Origin of the sequence: Gracilibacillus caseinilyticus (genome assembly GCF_022919115.1) — a bacterium.
GTDB classification, from domain to species: domain Bacteria; phylum Bacillota; class Bacilli; order Bacillales; family Amphibacillaceae; genus Gracilibacillus; species Gracilibacillus caseinilyticus.
The window spans coordinates 2,495,692-2,513,083 of the sequence record NZ_CP095072.1; the positions used below are offsets into that span (position 1 = coordinate 2,495,692).

Here is a 17,392-nt window from a genome sequence, read left to right on the forward strand (position 1 = left end):
GAGATACCATTGGCACTTTATAAAAATGTACAAGAGCTAGTTGGTGGTACACCGTTGATGGAATTGAGTCATTTCTCGCTCCCGGACGGTGTACGACTTTTTGCGAAATTAGAATATTTCAATCCGGGTGGCAGTATTAAAGATCGCCTCGGAATCAATTTAATTCAAACTGCGATTGCTTCAGGTGAATTAAAACCAGGTGGTACTATTATTGAACCAACGGCAGGTAATACTGGGATTGGCATTGCGATTGCAGCTGTAAATCAAGGATTTCGTGTCATTTTTGTTGTGCCGGAGCACTTCAGTCATGAGAAACTATTACTAATGCGTGCGTTAGGAGCGGAAATCGTTCATACTCCGAAATCTGCTGGGATGCGTGGTGCAATAGAGCGGACGAAAGAACTGCTGGCAGAGATTCCAGGCAGCTATGCAGCACAACAATTTGAAAATCAGGCGAATCCGGATACGTATTATAAAACAATTGCTCCGGAGATTGAAAAAGATTTAGATGGTAACATGTCTGTGTTTGTCGCTGGTGCTGGAACTGGTGGTACCTTTATGGGTGCTGCTCGTTATTTCAAAGATCAGAATCCAGATACGAAAACGGTCATCGTGGAACCAGAAGGCTCTGTCATTGCTGGTGGTCAGGCAGGCTCACATCGTACAGAAGGTATAGGTATGGAGTTCTTGCCGGATTATATGGATCGGCAATTATTTGACGAAATCTATACAGTCAAGGATGATGCTGTATTTGATATGGTGAAGCAACTAGCAAGGAAAGAAGGGCTACTTGTTGGCAGTTCTTCAGGTGCCGCAATGGTGGCTGCATTAAAAGAAGCAGAAAAGGCAAAGCCGGGCAGTAATATCGTGACAATTTTTCCGGACAGCAGTGAACGCTATTTAAGTAAAGATATTTATACGTTTGATGATTAGGGAGGTAACCAGATGAAACGCAAAACAAAAATGGTACATGGCGGTATCACCGGTGATGAGAAAACTGGAGCAGTTTCAGTACCGATTTATCAAGTTAGTACGTACCGTCAGCCAGAAGCAGGTAAACATACAGGATATGAATATTCCAGAACAGGCAATCCAACTCGCCATGCATTGGAAACAGTGATTGCTGAATTGGAGAATGGGAAGACAGGATTTGCATTCGCCTCTGGAATGGCTGCCATTACTTCCGTGATGATGCTGTTAAAATCAGGTGACCATGTTATCTTAACGGATGATGTATACGGTGGTACCTATCGTTTAACAACTAAAGTATTAGATCGAATCGAATTAGGTCATACATTCGTTGATACGAGTGATGCAGATGCTGTAGAAGCAGCTATTCAGCCAAATACAAAAATATTATATATCGAAACACCGACAAATCCATTGCTAAAAGTTACCGACCTAAAGAAAATGAGGGAAATAGCGGATAAGCATAATTTATTGTTAGTCGTTGATAATACGTTCGCAACACCATATCTCCAGACACCACTTGATGCTGGAGCAGACATCGTCTTGCACAGTGCAACCAAATATATTGGTGGTCATAGTGATGTTGTGTCTGGTCTTGTCGTAGTAAATGACGAATCGTTAGCAGAAGAGATTCATTTCATTCAAAATTCTGTTGGCGCTGTATTAGGACCACAGGATAGCTGGTTATTAATGCGCGGAATTAAGACGTTAGGCCTGCGAATGGAAGCCATTGAAAAAAATGCGAATAAGATTGCAGCGTATTTAGATGCACATCCAAACGTGACGAAAGTTTATTACCCAGGCTTACTGAAGCATCCTGGTCATGAAACGACGCAGAAGCAGGCAGAAGGATTTGGCGGTATGATCGCTTTTGACGCAGGTAGTGGAGAAAAAGCAGATCAAGTCTTAAGCAAAGTCGAATATTTCACATTAGCAGAAAGCTTAGGAGCTGTAGAAAGTCTCATTTCTATCCCAGCCCGCATGACACACGCATCGATTCCGAAAGAACGCCGAGAAGAACTAGGTATCACAGATGGACTTATCCGTATCTCAGTTGGAATTGAAGATGTAGATGATCTAATCGAAGACTTAGCAAAAGGCTTAGACTAAACGCAAAGAGGCTGGGACAAAAAGTACTAGCTTATGAAAAAACGAACGAGAAATCCGATGTATTTACATAACATCATCTCCGTTCGTTTTTTTATTTACTATATTTCAATATGGCAAGGCTTTGATACGAACACCTTTCGCTACAAAAAAGGTTTTGATCATGGCAGATTGGCAAGTCCTTTTGTTTCTGTTTCATAAAAGCTTTTGGACGACGAACGATTCAATCAGACAATTCACCCTTAATTCAAGCGCATATTGGTTGAAAGAGTGGTTCAATCGGACAAATCGGCATCATTTCGAGCACATATTGTCCGAAAGAGTAATCCCCCTGGAACAATCCACCCTCTATTTGCCCTGGCCAACATCAGAATTCCATGAAGTCTCAGTGAATTGTGAGCACTTCGCGGCATGTTAAAAAATATATTAAATCTTAATATTGCTCGGTATTACAAGCTAATTTATCTTTATGTCCCATTCTGTTTTTGTATGATAGGAACATATAAAATTTTATCACAGCAGTAATTCGACGTGCTGATAAGCCAAGTTTGCTTTATGAAAAAGAAAAAATATAGAAGTTAACGAAAAGATGTTTAGTGCATCCCTCTATCTTTAATCAGAACACTTTCAATAGCTGAAGCCGTGCCCACGGAAAGCGCAGTATCTTGCCGTAGCGAGTCAACAAACAGCAGGATGGGAGGAAGCCTCGCTTGGAAGGTTTCATCAACTTTGAATAGTTTGGTTATGGGTTATAAAGAGTTAAAACTAATTTGTTTTTTTATTTAGCTTACAAGCTTTAGTTATGTTCCACCTTCATCTATGATAAAAACTTTTATAATGAATGAATTACACTTTTTATGTTAAACTATCAATGGGAAACCATGGAAAGGAATGGGATGATATGAAAGAAGTATTAGCATATTTGGAAAAACATAAAGAAACACATCTAGAAGAATTGAAGAAATTTTTACATATTCCTAGTGTTAGCACAGATTCCTCACATAAAAACGATGTAAAAAATGCGGCAGAATTTGTCGCAGATTATATGAAAGAAGCAGGCTTTGATAAAGTAGAAGTGCAGCAAACTGAAGGACATCCACTTGTTTATGCAGAGTGGATGGAGGCGGGGCCAGATGCACCGACAGTTCTCTTCTACGGACATTACGATGTACAACCACCGGACCCACTGGATCTGTGGGAAAGTGATCCCTTCCAGGCAGAGATAAGGAACGGACGTATGTATGCAAGAGGAGCAAGCGATGACAAGGGGCAAGTGTTTATGCATCTTGTCGTATTAAAAGCATTCATGAAAACAAACGGCTCCTTGCCGCTCAACGTTAAAGTTTGTATTGAAGGGGAAGAAGAAATCGGCAGTGCCAATCTGTACGAAATCCTTCACCAGCAAAAAGAAAAATTTGCAGCAGATTTTGCTGTGATCTCTGACTCTGGGATGGTAGCAAACGATCAGCCTACCATCTTGTACGGATTAAAAGGATTTACTGGATTAGAATTCACCTTAAAAGGACCAGATAATGATTTACATTCAGGCCTCTATGGTGGGGCAGTGAAAAACCCGGCAATGGCAATGGCTCAGTTGTTGGCAACGATGAAAGATGAGCAAGAAGTTGTGCAAGTGGCTCATTTTTATGATAAAGTAGAACCGTTATCAGAGGAAGAGCGTACGTTAATTAAGGATGCGCCAGGTGAAGATTATCCTGCTTCAACCGGAATTACACAAACTGTATCAGAAGCAGGCTACACGGCAAAAGAACATACGATGGCAAGACCAACATTAGAAATCAATGGATTGTATAGTGGATATCAGGGGGAAGGGACGAAAACGATTATCCCATCTACTTCTACCGCTAAATTGACATGTCGTTTAGTGCCAGGTCAGGATCCGACGGAAATTCAAGATTTATTGGTGAAACATCTCGAGGAGCATGTCCCGGAAGGTGTGACACTATCGATTAAACGGGAACCATTATCTGCCAAGGCATATAAAGTTGATCCGGATCATGTATTAATTGAAAAGGCCGCAGAAAGCTTTGCTGAAACATTTGATAAAGAAGCGGTGTATGTCAGAATGGGTGGTTCGATTCCAGTTGTAGAATGGATTGATGCTATCTACCAAATACCAGTTGTCTTGCTCGGTTTTGGAACACCTGACGATCGGCTGCATTCACCAAATGAAAGCTTTCCGGTTGCCCATTTTGAAAAAGGAATGAACACCTTAGTTCATTATTGGCAAAAAGTAAAAGATTATCAACAATAATGATGATTTAAAAAGTTGACATTATACCGGTTCGGGTATAAGTTGTTGTTAATAGGCGTTTATAGAAGCAACATAAGACAGATGTCAATTCTGAGCTTCATCATGGAAAATGGAGGATGCTATAACATGTCGATCTTTTGGATGGCACTCATCACAGCTATGCTAATGATTGCACGAATGATTTATACACGATACGTCCCGATTTCAGGAGTGCCGTGTGTGGAACCGAAAAAGCAGCAAAACGATCAAACCATCACCATAGATATCAGAGACTATCAGGAAGCAGATAATGATAAGTTTGCTGATGCGCTTGTTATTCCCATCGCTTATTTAAAGAGGTATTATCACGAAATTCCATCACGATCTATTTACATCGTGGCATCCAGCCATTTAGAAAAAAATTTAGCTATTCGCTTTCTTAAAAATAAAGGATTCCATATTGTCGGATATACGCTTACCACCTGCAAGTGTAAAGATAAGGTAACAGGTTTGGTATAAATATCCAAATAACCTATACAAAAGTACTGACTTTTGTGTAGGTTATTTTATTTATGCTAAAAGTACTATAAAATGTAATAAAATAGCAATAAAAGGAGTACTTTATCATGGCGATTTTATTTAAGAGGCGAGAAAAGGTTTCAACACATTCTGCATTAGATCAATCCAATGTTCTATTCAATATAGAGGCTGGAACTGAAATGGATAAACAAATGCAAATCATAGGTTTACATGAATTTGATTTAGCAGTATTACAGCTTATGAAACCATGGATAGATGATCATATAGAAGAGATTGTCCATGAATTTTATCATAATTTATTCTGCGAAGACTCTTTGATAGATATTATTGAAACAAACAGTTCTGTGAAAAAGTTGCAACAATCCTTAAAACCGCATATTATGGAAATGTTTAATGGAAGAATCGATTCGTCTTTTTGTGAGAAACGTGTACGTATCGCTGAAGTGCATTATCATATTGGTTTAGAGCCGAAATGGTATTTGGCCTCATTTCAAGGATTACAGAACAAGATTTTAGAGATTTTACAAGGAAAGATCACCGAAAAGACATTATTCTATCAGGCAGTATTAGCAACAGGAAAAATAATCAGCTTAGAGCAGCAATTGGTATTGCACGCTTATCAAGCTAAAATACAAAGTGTACGTGATCAGCAGGAATTAGAAAAACAACGTATCCGTGATAAGATTAATGAGACATCCGAGCGCATTGCTGCAATTTTTCAATCCTCCAAATCATCTGCGGCATCCTTGTCACAGCAAGTGGAGATGATTTTGAAATACGCACAGGAAGGGACTATTACATCAGAACATGTCGAGCGTTCATCGATTGACCGACGTAATGACCTGCAATCTCAAGAGGGGCAAATCGGTCGAATTGAAGAGAAAATGCAAGGAATTAAAAACGAAAGTACAAGTCTATCTGATATCTCTAATCAAATTGAAACCATTGTAAACATGGTGACAGATATTGCGGAACAGACTAATCTCCTTGCACTGAATGCAGCAATAGAGGCAGCTCGGGCAGGAGAGGAAGGGAAAGGATTTGCAGTTGTTGCTGATGAAGTCCGGAAACTTGCGGAGCAGACGAAACAATCTGTCAGTAATGTGACAGGACTAATTGAGAAAACCAATACTCAGGTTGCCAAAGTAACTAATTATGTAGATGAGGTGCAATTGTCAGTAACTAATAGTAGTCATAACATGAAACAAATCTCAAGTTTTTTTGAAGAATTAATGGAAAATATGCACGAGGCAAAAGGGCATAACAATACAATCGAAACGGAAATTGAGCAGTTCGCAGAGCAATTGGACAGCGTCAATCAAAGCTTTGACCAGATATCTGTGACTATTGAGGAACTGATGGAAATGACAACAGAAAAGTAAAAGAGAGGACATCCAATTTCGTAATGGGTGTCCTATTTTTATTTGCAAACTCATATAGTGTAGTGGAGGTGTTTCGTTTGAAAGTAGATGAAAGAAAAAAACTAGAAAAAGCAATTCAGGAAATTACCGAAATTGCCGAAGGATTTGGCCTCGACTTTTATCCAATGCGCTATGAAATATGTCCACCTGAAATTTTATATACATTTGGCGCTTATGGGATGCCGACCAGGTTTTCGCATTGGAGCTTCGGTAAGCAATTTCATCGAATGAAACTGCAATATGATCTTGGCTTAAGCAAAATTTATGAATTGGTTATTAACTCGAATCCATGCTATGCGTTTTTGCTACACTCCAATAGTCTGGTTCAAAATAAATTGATTGTCGCGCATGTGTTAGCGCATTGTGATTTTTTTAAGAATAATGTACGTTTCCAGAATACGAAGCGAGATATGGTAGAAAGTATGGCCGCAACTGCTGATCGTGTCGCAATATATGAGAAACAATATGGTATTAAAGAAGTAGAAAAGTTTCTGGATGCAGTATTAGCGATACAGGAACATATTGATCCTACACTATTAAAGGCTCGCCTGGATTGGCAGAAAGATGATGATGATGAAACACCTAAACAGGCAAGGCGATCCGAATTTGATGACTTGTGGGAATTAGATGGGCCTATATCAAAATCAGATCATTCGGTGAGAAAGAAAAAACCTTTTCCACCGAAACCGGAAAAAGATATCCTTCTTTTCATCGAACAACACAGTCGTGAGCTGGATGATTGGCAACGAGATATTTTAACGATGATGCGAGAAGAAATGCTTTACTTCTGGCCGCAACTAGAAACAAAGATTATGAATGAAGGATGGGCGACATTCTGGCATCAGCGAATTATGCGGGAGTTAGATTTGTCGAGTGACGAAACGGTTGAATTCGCCTCATTAAATGCTAGTGTTGTGCAGCCATCCACCACACAAATAAACCCATATTATCTAGGGGTGAAGATGTTTGAGGACATCGAAGAGCGTTATGATCATCCCACTGAAGAAATGAAACGCTTTGGTGTAGAAGCAGGCACAGGCCGTGAAAAAATCTTTGAAGTAAGAGAAATAGAGTCAGATATTTCATTTATGCGAAATTATTTAACGAAAGACTTAGTGGAACGCGAGGATATGTATCTTTTTCAAAAGCAGGGTCATCAATACAAAATCGTTGATAAACAGTGGGAAGATGTCAGAGATCAACTAATTTCAAGCAGATTGAATGGCGGTTTTCCATATTTGACAGTAGTTAATGGTGATTACTTACGAAATGGTGAGCTATATATCCGCCATCATTTTGAAGGAGTGGAACTGGACGTTCGTTATTTGGAAAAAACACTTCCGTATATTTATCAATTGTGGGGAAGGGATGTTCATATAGAAACGATAATGGAAGAGAAGGAATGCTTATTTTCTTGTAATGGTGTGAAGGTATTAAAAAAATATTTATCGTAAAAGGAATGAAACCAGGCAGTGATGATATTGCCTGGTTTTTATAATATAGACAAGTGCCCAATTTAACATGGACAAATTACCCAATTCCACCTTTTGTACATATAGTGTAGTGACAGGAGGTTATCTTTGTGGAACAATATTATCCGAATAATTATGATTACATGTATGATCAATATGGCAATATGTATCCTCAGGACCGGCAAGTATTTTTCTTCCCGTTCTTTCCAGGATCAGGTTCAGGCGGAGGACAATGGAATCCATGGGGGCCAGGTCCAGGTGGTCCTGGCGGTCCCGGTGGCGGTCCTGGAGGTCCACCACCATTCGGACCACCAGGATCAGGGGGCGGAGCTGGAATGCCACCAGGTCCACCACCACAACAAGTACCAGCTCCACCTAATCAATTAGGTGATGGGCCGCAACTTTATGCGGTTGACCCTGGTTCGATTCGCGGCTGTCTATATCGTTATACGTATATTTGGTTGAATCGCTTTAACTCCTTCTGGTTCTATCCAACCTATATTGGGAGACAGTCTGTATCAGGTTATCGCTGGACTGGATTTAATTGGGTCTATTTTGGTATTGATTTAGACAGAATTAACTCGTTCACCTGTGTATAAGGAATCTGCAGAACGCCAAACGTAGAAAAAAAACGAAGCCATGCATCGAGTAGGCTTCGTTTTTTTTATGAATGAAGAGGGAGTATATAAGTACAGTCATAGAAGTAATCATGCCAAATATAAGTTGGCTTCTTATAATATGGATTATGTCAAGTGAAACTGTCTGACGGAGTGGTAATTTTGATAGATTTCATCTACTTAGCAAAGCTCCGGAAATATGCTCCGCGTCCTGTGGGTCACGGCTTCAGCTAGGCTACTACTTGCACTGCTTCTTTGCTGCCTTGTGCCGAGGAAGCCCGCTTCGAAGCAATACTTGTAGACACAGGCACAGACTAAGTGGATCTTCAGCTCGCGCTGACGCATGAGGAGTCTCCGCATATTTCCTACACTTAAGTGAAGTGCTACAACGTATGGAACAGCTAAAAGCAGTCGTGCTAGGTATTGTATATCATCAAATGAAGCAGACAGTGCTCCAAATTCTACCTGTCACATTAATTGTGGAGATATACATAAGCGTAGGCCAACCACGTAGACTCCCGCGGGACGTGCAGGTGCTGAAGATCCACTTTGTAAAGCGGTCTTCTTTACAAAGTTAGCTTCAGCCGTGCCCCGCAGGACGCGAAGTGGTTGGCCGGAGCGGTATGCCAGCACATTAAACATTTCAAAATGAATTCAACGCTAGTTGACATAATCCATATTATAGGTTCTGCGTCAAATGTTGGGGTAGGAATCTTTGCTCCTATCCCTTAACCAACTTGAAAATCTAGGTTTTTAAATTGATGATGCAGTAATACACGTAACCTTAATCGATCGTATCGTTTAAAGCCAAATGCATTACGTTTAATAACCTTTGTTTGGTTATTTAGGCCCTCCACAAATCCAGTGTTGTAGTCAAAGGCAAAACTATTTAAAACTTCTGCTTGCCAGTTCTTGAGTGTACCAGCGGCTTTGATGAACTCATCTAGTCCTGCTTTTTCTACCTGTTTGTAATAGTTATACAGTCCTTGTTTTACTTCACCTAATTCTTTTGTTCCAACCTTTTTCGCTCCTTCAAACCAGGAGCGGAATGCTTCCTTTAAACCATAGGCCTGTCGTAAATCCTCCGACAAGCCTAAATATCTGTCTAAATACCAGTGTTGCTTACTACTCAGTTCTTCATATCGTTTATAAAAAATGTGTTTCATACGCTTGCACTTTTTGCGGTCGTAATCATGGAATTCTTTTTGAACACGTCTTCTCACTCGTTCTTTTGAACTGCTGACTTAAAGCTATAGCTCATATCCATGACAACCATCTTTACTTGAGATCCTTTTTTGGCTAAGTACTTTTTAATCGTACGTACAGAGCGATTCGGTAATATATCAAGCGGGACACCTGTTTCTCCATTTGCGATGATTACTTGGTATTTACCTTCTGTTGTATCCCCTTTATATTCATCGATAGCTATTACTGGTGGTAACGTGTCCACTTCTTTTAAACTAGTAGCTGCTAGTTGATCAAATCGACGAATAGCTGTTGTTTGAGAAGTTCTGAACTGACCAGCAGTATCTTTAAAGTTTTTCCCCTGGATAACACGAAGCCCTAGGGCTTGATTCCATTCCTTTGAATGTCTTTGATATCGCCCTACAACTTGGTTTTTCTCAGGAAACCTCTTTCCACAAGTACAAACGTATCTTCGCTTCCTATAAAACAGATAAGATGTTCGTTCAAAGAGCTTTAAGTGTTGTACCTTTTGTATTCTATAGTCATGGACGTGGCTTGTTCTTTCCCCACAAGCAGGACAACGGTGTTTCTTAACAGGCAACTTTATATGTAAGTAAAAGTCCCCCTCCAACTCCTCCATCTTAGTAACAATAACACTTTCTAATCCTGGTAAATTCATGTTAAACTGCATGTACACGCATCTCCTATCCCTTTGGTTTGTTTCTAGTCCATTCAAGTGTAAAGGATATAGGAGCTTGCGTGTTTTATTATGCTTAATTTTTTCAAACCCCAACATATATAATAGAGCCATATTATAAGAACCCACTTTCCAATTTAGCATGATTACTTCTACGACTGTAATTATATACTTTCTTGACTAAAAAAAGGATTGCTTCGCTAGTGGAAGCAATCCTTTTGATTAATTAATGCATATGAGATGCGTGACCTGAAGTTAGTACCCAAATCGATCCAAACACAATAATTAAAGCTAAAATAATACTGTTGATAATGTTGAAAACGTTAATCGGACCTTCTTTTCCTTCTGTGATGTGCATAAACATAAACAATTGGACTATCATTTGGAAAAGCGCCATAATGGCAATCGACCAAAGTTTAACGCCGTTTGAGAAATCGGTGTATAAGCTAAAAAACACAGCAGCTAGCGTTAATGCGATCGAAAGGATAAAGCCGATTAAGTGATTCCAAGGAAAACGACTAGAATGTGCGCTCATTTTACATCATTCCTTTCAAATAGACGAATGTAAAGATAAAGATCCAAACGACATCTAAAAAGTGCCAGTATAAACTGGAAATAAAGAATTTACTAGCTGTTTTTTCAGTAATCCCACGTCGAACAATTTGAACTAACAATAAACTGATCCACACAATACCAAATGTAACGTGGGCACCGTGCGTACCAAGTAACGTAAAGAAGGCTGCTGTGAACCCGCTTGTTTGAATACTTGCTCCTTCATGTACATAATGGATAAATTCGTTAATCTCCATATATAAAAAGCCTGCACCTAGTAATAGGGTCACAATCGTCCAAATTATCAGGTTTCGCTTTTGCATATTTCTCATCGAGTGAATAGCAAGACCAGCAGTGAAACTACTTGTCAATAATAAGAAGGTTTCAATCAAGACATCTTTTAAGATAAAGATGTCTTGACCTGATGGACCTCCAGCTGTATTGTGTTCTAACACAAAGTAAGAAGCAAACAATGTGGAGAATAGCACAATTTCAGCACCTAAAAATACCCAGAATCCGAAAATATTCATTTGATGTTGCTGTGAGCGATATTCTAATGGCGTATTTGCTTGTGTCATTCTAACTCACCTCTCCACTCTCGTTCTTCTTCTTCTACTTCTTCTGCAGGTATATGATATCCGTCATCATAATCAAACGTGTTCGCAATTAAACCAATGATGATTAAGACGGATGAAATAATCGCTAGTGTAAACCATTCAAATACGAGGAAGAATCCTACAATTCCGAATGCCACACTGATGAAAATCGGCGTCCAGCTATTGCTCGGCATATGAATCGGTTTAATATCTGATTTTTTCAAGCCAAGTTTTCCAGCTTTTTTCTTATACCAGAAATCATCTAAACTATCTACTTCTGGTACTTTCGCAAAGTTATAGTGTTGTACAGGCGAAGCTGTTGCCCACTCTAACGTACGTGCGTTCCAAGGGTCACTTCCTACGTTACGATCTGCGTAACGGAAGCTCCAGTATATGTTGTAACAAAATGCTGCAAAACCTGCTGCCATTACGAGTGAACCTAGTGCAGAAAAACCTAGCCATGCACCCCATCCTGTACTTTCAGAATACGTGTACATACGGCGAGACATTCCATCTAACCCTACAAAGAACATCGGCATAAATGTGAAATTAAATCCGATCACGAATAACCAGAAATGCCATTTACCGATTTTTTCATTCAATTTGAAACCAAACATTTTTGGCCACCAGTAGTATACTGCAGCGAATACCGCAAATACAACACCTGGAATTAATACATAGTGGAAGTGTGCCACAAGGAACATCGTATTATGGTACTGGTAGTCGGCTGCTGCCATTGCAAGCATAACCCCTGTTACCCCACCAATTGTAAAACACGGAATAAACGCTAAGGCCCATAACATCGATGTAGAAAACTCGATTCGACCTTTTCGTAACGTAAACAGCCAGTTAAATATTTTCACCCCGGTCGGAATGGCGATCATCATCGTTGTTAACGAGAAGATCGAGTTAACGGCTGCACTGTTCCCCATCGTATAGAAGTGGTGTACCCATACAAGCATACTTAAGAAGGCAATACCAACAACGGCGAATACCATGGATTTATAACCAAACAGATTTTTTCGTGCAAACGTCGCAATAACTTCAGAGAACATACCGAACGCTGGCAGGACAACAATATAAACTTCAGGGTGTCCCCATAACCAGAATAAGTTCAGCCATAACATCGGATCCCCGCCAGCAGCAACGGTAAAGAAGTGGGTACCGAATAGACGATCCAATGACATATATGCTAATGCAACTGTTAAAATTGGAAATGCTGCCACAATGATAATAGAAGTGATGAATGTCGTCCATGTAAAGATCGGCAACCTCATCCATTTCAATCCTGGCGCACGCATTTTAGTAATGGTTACTACAAAGTTAATCCCTGTAGCTAACGTACCTATACCTGCAATCTGCAAGGCAATCGCATAATAGTTGTTCCCGACACCTGGAGTGAACTCTTTACCCGCTAACGGGAAGTAAGAAGTCCAACCTGCATCTGGTGAGCCACCAACAACGAAAGATAAGTTAAATAACATTGCACCTGCAAAGAATAACCAGAAACTTAATGCATTTAACTTCGGAAATGCTACGTCACGTGCCCCGATTTGTAACGGCACGACAACGTTCATAATCCCGATAAGCATAGGCATGGCCATAAATAGAATCATGATGACACCGTGTGTTGTAAAGATTTCATCGTAATGCTGTGCATCCAAAAATTCCATATCAGGTCTAGATGTTTGAGCTTTCATAAGGAGACCATCAACGCCACCTCTAAAGAACATCAAGACACCTGAGATAATATACATAATCCCTATTTTTTTATGATCAACAGTAGTGAACCATTCGTTCCATAACCATTTCCATCTCTTTAAGTACGTAATTAACGCAACAAGACCTACCATTGTCAAACCAATGGCGATTTGAGAGAACAGGATCAGTGGATCACCTGTTACCAAAAGTTTATCTAAAGACATGCTTTTCACCGCCTTATAATTTAATGATGTGAATGACCCTCGTGTGTGGAAGAATCAGTGGATTGTTCTGACTCTTGCTCTGCATTATCATTCGTTTCTTGTTCTGCATCTTCTGCTTCTTCCTCTTCACTGGAGCTGCCTTCTTCTCCGTGATGGATCTCATACAAGTCAGAATCGATGTATTGCTCTGAACCGCCGTGCGCATGGTCGATCCATTCCAAGTGTGTACCGTTATATGTTTTACGTCCAATGACAGTAGGCTTTAATAATTCACTATATTCGTCTTCTGTTAAATCATTGGCTGTATTCTTCACATCCTGCACCCATTCATTGAAGTCATCATTAGACATTGCTTGGACTTCAAAGTCCATGTGTGCATAACCTCTACCATTAAAACTAGTGTTTCTACCGTAGAATGACCCTTCCTGATCTGCTACAAGGAACAGATTTGTCTGCATGTTTGCCATCGTATACTTCTGGCCACCTAATTCTGGGACCCAGAACGACTGCATCGTACCTGCAGAAGTCATTTTAAATTGTACCGGGTGATTAGCTGGAATATTGAGATAGTTTACTGTTTCAATTCCTTGCTCCGGATAACTGAAAATCCACTTCCAGTCAGCAGATGTGACATGGATCACGAGTGGCTCCTCTTCCTCATAACCTTGCGGGATATCTTCTACTTCATAAATTGTCTTGGCTGTAGGAATCATCAAGGCAATTACGATGGCAATAGGAATTAGAAACCAGATAACTTCCAGTACATGATTTCCTTCCTCTTCTTCCGGTTCAAAATCACCGTCATCTTTTCTTGCTCTGTATTTCCAGATAATAAATCCGAATAACACAAAAACAATTAATACAATAATGACCATGAATATGATCGAGTACACGATCAAATCAGATAAATTACGCGCTACAGGCCCTTTCGGATCAAAGACAATAAGCTTTGAATCACAACCTGCCAGTAATACAGGAATTAACAATAAAGTAAAGATATACGCGAGCTTCTTCATTGCCTTCATGGTGTTTCTCCTCTCTCAAATGTTACTATTGTTTCTATTAGTTCTATCCCCTTTTGTCTGAAGTTCAGACCACAACTATATACTAGTTTGACAGCTAAATATGATGAAATTATGATGATATTGATTTTGTCATAAATTGTTCAAAATAACACAATCTATTTTACTAATGTTGTTTTTTTCTATACTATTTTAGATAAGGAATATAACATGTTTGAGAGGGATAAGTATGAAGAAAATTTTAATTGTTGATGACGAACAACAAATGAGAATGATGTTGACACTCTATTTGCGGAATGATTTCGAGCTTTTCGAAGCGATTGACGGTGAAGAAGCGTTACATATTTTTAAGGAAAACGAAATCGATCTTGTCTTATTAGATGTCATGATGCCGAAGCTAGACGGAATCGAAGCATGTAAACAAATGAAGAACATCAAGCCAGATGTGCCGATCATTATGCTTACTGCTCTAAACGAAACCTCTCAAAAAGTAGAAGGGCTGATGATTGGGGCTGATGATTATATGGTCAAGCCATTTGAGCCAGAAGAATTATTGGCGCGTATTCATGTGCAATTTCGTCATTTTGAAAAAAACCAATCATCCAGCAATAGATTGGTTTATGCGGAACTGACTATTGATCTATCTTCACACGAAGTGACAGTGAATGGCAAAGAGATCAAGTACAGCCCGAAGGAATTTGATTTACTCTATTTATTAGCGGCTCATCCGAACCGCGTTTACACGAGAGAGCAGTTATTAGATATTATTTGGGGATTAGACGAAGTAGTAGACATTCGTACAGTGGATTCCCATGTTCGTTATGTGAGAGACAAATTAAAAAAGGCCGGCATAACGAAGCAACCTGTTGAAACTGTATGGGGAGTTGGCTACAAATTTGACTGGGAGGATAAACATGAAGCTGAATAGTGTGGTTTTTAAGCTTGGGGCAACGATTTTATTTCTGCAGCTTATTATTCTGATTCCATTAGGATACATTATTTTACAACTGATTCTGAACTATTCAATCAACCAGACCGAAACACAACTTGTTCAACTTTCAGAGAAATATGCCGAGCAGGTAAATAGTGTGGAAGACCCGGACAATGTCCAATTATTAGAGCATTTAACTGAAATGACGGATACAAGTGCCGTCATTCTAGATGAAAATGGTGAAATTCTTTTAAAAACCAATTGGGAAGAAGCTATCTCTGATAATGTACTGGAAAATCCCGAACTTAAACAACTGGAGGAAGGCGAATCGATCGTCAAGGAATATACCTTCGAAGGTAATACCTTTCTCAAGGTTGCACAGCCCATTATTAGTGAGGCTGAAGCCATAGGCAGTGTTGTCTTATTTTCTTCTTTCGGACTCATTAGCAATTCCATTCATAATATTATTGTGTTAGTTATTCTTGCAAGCCTTGGAGCTGTTGGGTTAGCGATCGGCTTTACTTTTTTCATTTCAAAAAAAATAGGCGGTCCTCTCATCGCGATGGAGAAGGTCGCAAAACAAATTGCCGAGAAGAAAAACTTTTCGTTACGTGTTGACTATAAAGCAAATGATGAGATTGGTTCGCTGGCGGGTGCGATCAATCATTTATCAGAAACACTGGAACGTTATCAAACAAATCGTAATGAGTTTTTCTCAAATATTACACATGAACTAAAAACACCGCTCACTTATGTAAAGGGTTATGCCAATGCTGTCCGACATGAAATGTATCAAAGTAAAGAAGAACGCGACGAGTTTCTTGAAATTATCGAAAACGAAACAGATCATATCAGCAATCTGATGGATGATTTAACAGACCTCTCTAAAATCGAAGAAGGAAAAATTGATTTGAATAAAGAAGAAATCAATGTTACCCGGATGGCAGAAGAAATGATAAAACGGTCTCAATTCAGAGCGGCAGAAAAAGGTTTGAACATGAAGCTTGATGCTCCAAAACATATCGTGTATCTGTTTGGTGATAAGAGCAGACTTGATCAAGTGCTGACCAATTTAGTCGAAAATGCGGTTCGTTATACGGAAAAAGGGGAAATACATTTACAGCTGAAAGAGGAACCTAATCAAGTCATGATTCGTGTGAAAGACACCGGTATCGGTATTAAAAAGGAAGATATCCCCTATTTATTTGAACGTTTTTATCGCGTAGATAAATCGCGGTCTCGTGCAAATGGCGGTACAGGTTTAGGCTTAGCCATTGTCAAGAACCTAGTTGAAATGCATGATGGTGAGATTCATGTTGACAGTGAAGTAAATGAAGGAACCACTGTTACCTTACAGTTTCCAAAAGGAGCAAAGACCCATGCGTTATCAAAATAAAGTAGTGCTTGTTACCGGCGGAGCAAATGGTATTGGCGCTGCGATTGTACAAGCATATCTTGCAGAAGGGGCTAGTGTGATCGTAGCAGATATTCAAGCTCCTTCAGCTGAACAGGCAGCATTTATTCAAACAGACGTTAGTAAAATGGATGAAATCAGTCAATTATTTGAGCATATCAGACAACATTATCATCGCCTCGACATCTTGATCAATAATGCTGGAATATCGGCATTTGCGGACTTTTTTGCAGTCGATATGGAAGATTGGGAGAACGTCATTAACACAAATTTGCGTGGAACTTTTTTCTGTGCCCAACAGGCAGCACAAATTATGAAAGAACAATCAATCGCTGGCAGTCTGATTCAAATCGCTTTCACTCGAGCATTCATGTCTGAAGCTAATACGGAGTGTTATTCTGTCAGTAAAGGCGGGCTATTTTCTCTGACACATGCACTTGCGATGACGTTACAGGACTACCACATTACCAGTAATGCCATTAGTCCTGGCTGGATTCAGACGGATTATCATGCGTTACGGGATATTGATCATCAGTAACATCCTTCCAAACGAGTAGGAAAACCAGAAGATATTGCAAGAGCATGTTTATTTTTGACGGATCCGTCTAATACTTTCATTAATGGAGAAAATCTGATCATTGATGGTGGCATGACCAGAAAAATGATTTACGAACATTAATGAAAGGACGA

At 39.6% G+C, this 17,392-nt stretch carries 14 protein-coding genes and 2 pseudogenes; 11 read left to right on the plus strand and 5 right to left on the minus strand.

Features of this window, described 5'->3' with window-relative positions; translation table 11 throughout:
• The first annotated feature begins 9 nt into the window (after positions 1–9).
• The 8 genes from MUN88_RS11625 to MUN88_RS11665 all read left to right on the plus strand — a co-directional run bounded on the left by MUN88_RS11625 (position 10) and on the right by MUN88_RS11665 (position 8,362).
• A complete protein-coding gene (locus MUN88_RS11625; RefSeq protein WP_244715187.1) occupies positions 10–933 on the plus strand; it encodes a PLP-dependent cysteine synthase family protein in 924 nt (307 codons plus the stop codon).
• Between the two features lie 12 nt (positions 934–945).
• Complete coding sequence (locus tag MUN88_RS11630) at positions 946–2,079, plus strand: bifunctional cystathionine gamma-lyase/homocysteine desulfhydrase (RefSeq protein WP_244715189.1); 1,134 nt, start codon at positions 946–948, stop codon at positions 2,077–2,079.
• A 33-nt stretch (positions 2,080–2,112) separates the two neighbouring features.
• A complete protein-coding gene (locus MUN88_RS11635; protein ID WP_244715191.1) occupies positions 2,113–2,277 on the plus strand; it encodes a hypothetical protein in 165 nt (54 codons plus the stop codon).
• Between the two features lie 700 nt (positions 2,278–2,977).
• Positions 2,978–4,351: a dipeptidase gene (locus MUN88_RS11640; protein ID WP_244715193.1), complete on the plus strand. Its 1,374-nt coding sequence runs from the start codon at positions 2,978–2,980 to the stop codon at positions 4,349–4,351.
• 126 nt (positions 4,352–4,477) lie between these two features.
• Positions 4,478–4,849: a rhodanese-like domain-containing protein gene (locus MUN88_RS11645; protein WP_244715195.1), complete on the plus strand. Its 372-nt coding sequence runs from the start codon at positions 4,478–4,480 to the stop codon at positions 4,847–4,849.
• Between the two features lie 107 nt (positions 4,850–4,956).
• On the plus strand, positions 4,957–6,252 hold the full coding sequence (locus MUN88_RS21725; protein ID WP_305852464.1) for a globin-coupled sensor protein: 1,296 nt from the start codon (positions 4,957–4,959) through the stop codon (positions 6,250–6,252).
• Between the two features lie 77 nt (positions 6,253–6,329).
• The gene (locus tag MUN88_RS11660; protein ID WP_244715197.1) at positions 6,330–7,745 is read left to right on the plus strand and encodes a SpoVR family protein; all 1,416 of its coding nucleotides are present in this window, start codon (positions 6,330–6,332) and stop codon (positions 7,743–7,745) included.
• 182 nt (positions 7,746–7,927) lie between these two features.
• Positions 7,928–8,362 (plus strand): hypothetical protein, encoded by a 435-nt coding sequence (locus tag MUN88_RS11665; RefSeq protein ID WP_440136859.1) that lies wholly within the window; start codon positions 7,928–7,930, stop codon positions 8,360–8,362.
• A 746-nt stretch (positions 8,363–9,108) separates the two neighbouring features.
• Here MUN88_RS11665 and MUN88_RS11670 read toward each other — a convergent pair.
• From MUN88_RS11670 to qoxA, 5 genes and pseudogenes are all read right to left on the minus strand, one after another.
• Positions 9,109–10,262: pseudogene (locus MUN88_RS11670) on the minus strand (transposase).
• A 226-nt stretch (positions 10,263–10,488) separates the two neighbouring features.
• Entirely contained in the window at positions 10,489–10,797 is a 309-nt protein-coding gene (qoxD, locus tag MUN88_RS11675) for a cytochrome aa3 quinol oxidase subunit IV (RefSeq protein WP_244715201.1), read from the minus strand.
• A gap of 1 nt (position 10,798) precedes the next feature.
• The gene (gene qoxC, locus MUN88_RS11680) at positions 10,799–11,392 is read right to left on the minus strand and encodes a cytochrome aa3 quinol oxidase subunit III (protein WP_244715203.1); all 594 of its coding nucleotides are present in this window, start codon (positions 11,390–11,392) and stop codon (positions 10,799–10,801) included.
• A complete protein-coding gene (qoxB, locus tag MUN88_RS11685) occupies positions 11,389–13,335 on the minus strand; it encodes a cytochrome aa3 quinol oxidase subunit I (protein WP_244715204.1) in 1,947 nt (648 codons plus the stop codon). Before qoxB ends, qoxC begins: the two co-directional genes overlap by 4 nt.
• Before the next feature lie 20 nt (positions 13,336–13,355).
• Entirely contained in the window at positions 13,356–14,360 is a 1,005-nt protein-coding gene (gene qoxA / locus MUN88_RS11690; protein ID WP_244715206.1) for a cytochrome aa3 quinol oxidase subunit II, read from the minus strand.
• Positions 14,361–14,586: 226 nt separating this feature from the next.
• Here qoxA and MUN88_RS11695 point away from each other — a divergent pair, with 226 nt between their 5' ends.
• The 3 genes and pseudogenes from MUN88_RS11695 to MUN88_RS11705 all read left to right on the plus strand — a co-directional run bounded on the left by MUN88_RS11695 (position 14,587) and on the right by MUN88_RS11705 (position 17,381).
• Entirely contained in the window at positions 14,587–15,285 is a 699-nt protein-coding gene (locus MUN88_RS11695) for a response regulator transcription factor (RefSeq protein ID WP_244715208.1), read from the plus strand.
• Positions 15,272–16,684: an ATP-binding protein gene (locus tag MUN88_RS11700; protein WP_244715210.1), complete on the plus strand. Its 1,413-nt coding sequence runs from the start codon at positions 15,272–15,274 to the stop codon at positions 16,682–16,684. Before MUN88_RS11695 ends, MUN88_RS11700 begins: the two co-directional genes overlap by 14 nt.
• Positions 16,668–17,381, plus strand: a pseudogene (locus tag MUN88_RS11705) (SDR family NAD(P)-dependent oxidoreductase). Before MUN88_RS11700 ends, MUN88_RS11705 begins: the two are co-directional and overlap by 17 nt.
• Positions 17,382–17,392: the final 11 nt, after the last annotated feature.